We start from the raw sequence: 1807 nt of genomic DNA, 5'->3' as shown, positions 1-1807 counted from the left end.
CCTCCCTTAATTTAAACCAATTATCTCTTATTATCTCGGTATATCTTAGATTTCCATATTAACCTTATGAGAGCATACTCCAAGGATTAGGGCATATCCTAATAACTGGGGTATCCGCGCATGGGGAACAAACCGCACCGGATTTGTATTTCGGCCATCGGGATTCCACATCAGTTCCAGGTGGCAACCCTCCCATGTCTTAAGGCATCATTGCGCCTAAATTCCTTCGTTCTGCCTATCCTTGGAGTGGAACGTCAGCAATGCTCCTTGCATGGGTCTAACGCCCTAACGGAATTGTTAATACTGACTGCCCCGGCTCTCATCTTTAATATGGTTTCTCTAGTAAATTTGAATGGACCTTATTCATGTGCCTATGCGGCTTAGGCACTGATCCATAGAACTATTTGCAAGTCTATGCTGCCTTTTGTTGCAAGTTCATGTCAGACAGCAGCTTTCCTGAATCATAGTTATTGCCTTTGTTCAAAATTGCGTATATCACCCGCACAAGTTTGCCGCACAGTGCGATGATTGACTGCATCTTATTCATTGGATTTAGCGAGCGAGTTATATTTCTCGCGTGTATTGCCCGAAACTCAGGATTATTTGCCAGCATTGGTATCATTGCCCTGAACAGGCTTTCCCTGAGCCTCCTACGTCCACGTTTGCTGATTATAGTCTTTCCTTGGTGCTTTCCTGAGCTGTCTTCTCTAAGGTTCAATCCCGCAAGCTTTATTATCTGGCGCGGATCTTTGAACCTGCTAATGTCTCCAATCTCGCTGATTATAACTACAGCTGTAAGCACACCTACACCCTTGATCTCAAGAATCTTTGATGCATTAGGCACTCTCAGTAGAAGTTCCTGCATAAGGCACTCTATGCTCTCTTGCTGTTCCACAATCATCTCGTATTGCTGCAATAGGTTCCACAGCGCAACTACAGCTGCATTGCTTCCAGTAACTCGACCTATTGATGTTGAAGCCACTTCTACAATGATTTCAGCCTTTCTACGGCTTGCTTTCTGTGAAGCCTTCTGCCAGGTCCTTAGTATCTCATCGACGCCTGCTGAAACTACCATGGCTGGTGTTGGAAATGACTTCAATGTCATCATCGCTGATTTCCCTGTCCAGGCTTTAAATACATCGTTGAATTCTGGGAACCTGATATCAAGCCATCTTGTTACCTGATTTTGTATCGCCGTCAGCTGCTCATTAAGCCTCTCACGCTCTACTACGGCCTCTCTCAACTCCTGATACAGGTCATCAGGAATATATACATCTCTGTACCTCCCATCCTTAACCAGCATAGCTATTGTCTTGGGGTCCTTCCGATCATTCTTTGAAGGGCTGTTATCATCAAGTTCTCTAGCGCATTTTACGTGAAATGGATTGACTATACCCAACTTATAACCACAGCTCTTAAGAAAATCTCCGAGTGCAAACCAGTAGTGTCCTGTGGGCTCAAAGCCTACTATGGTATCGGTCTTTCCATTTAACAGCATCAAGGATCTCATCCAACTCTCAAAGCCTTCAAATCCTTTTCTGGTATTGCTGAACTTGGTCAGCTTGGCAAGTTCGATTCCCCTGTAATCGAAGGCTCGTGCATAATGTTTATTTTTACCTACATCAATTCCAACTACCAACGTTTCAGGTTTGATTTGCATTAGCTTATCGTTTTGTGTACTATTCATTTGGAGACTCCTTTCATACTTTGAATTTGTGCCTTTCTTGTCCTGGATCAGCACACTTTCATTGTATTGCTATGGGTCTCCTTTTTCAAAGTTCAGGTTTTTTCATTACAGGAATGCTCC

1 protein-coding gene is annotated in these 1807 nt (G+C 43.6%); it reads right to left on the bottom strand.

The genetic code is table 11. The features are described from left to right. Window positions 1-412 precede the first annotated feature (412 nt). Window positions 413-1687, bottom strand: coding sequence for an IS110 family RNA-guided transposase (locus J2Z34_RS17470; protein ID WP_209461155.1), 1275 nt, complete (start codon window positions 1685-1687; stop codon window positions 413-415). Window positions 1688-1807 lie beyond the last annotated feature (120 nt).

The organism is Youngiibacter multivorans (assembly GCF_017873395.1).
Classification (GTDB): Bacteria; Bacillota; Clostridia; order Clostridiales; family Clostridiaceae; genus Youngiibacter; species Youngiibacter multivorans.
This window is presented reverse-complemented; position numbering and strand designations above follow the sequence as displayed.

Bases quoted from the DNA above. Each gene is read 5' to 3' on its own strand.
- J2Z34_RS17470 (WP_209461155.1), bottom strand. From the start codon at position 1,687: ATGAATAGTACACAAAACGATAAGCTAATGCAAATCAAACCTGAAACG.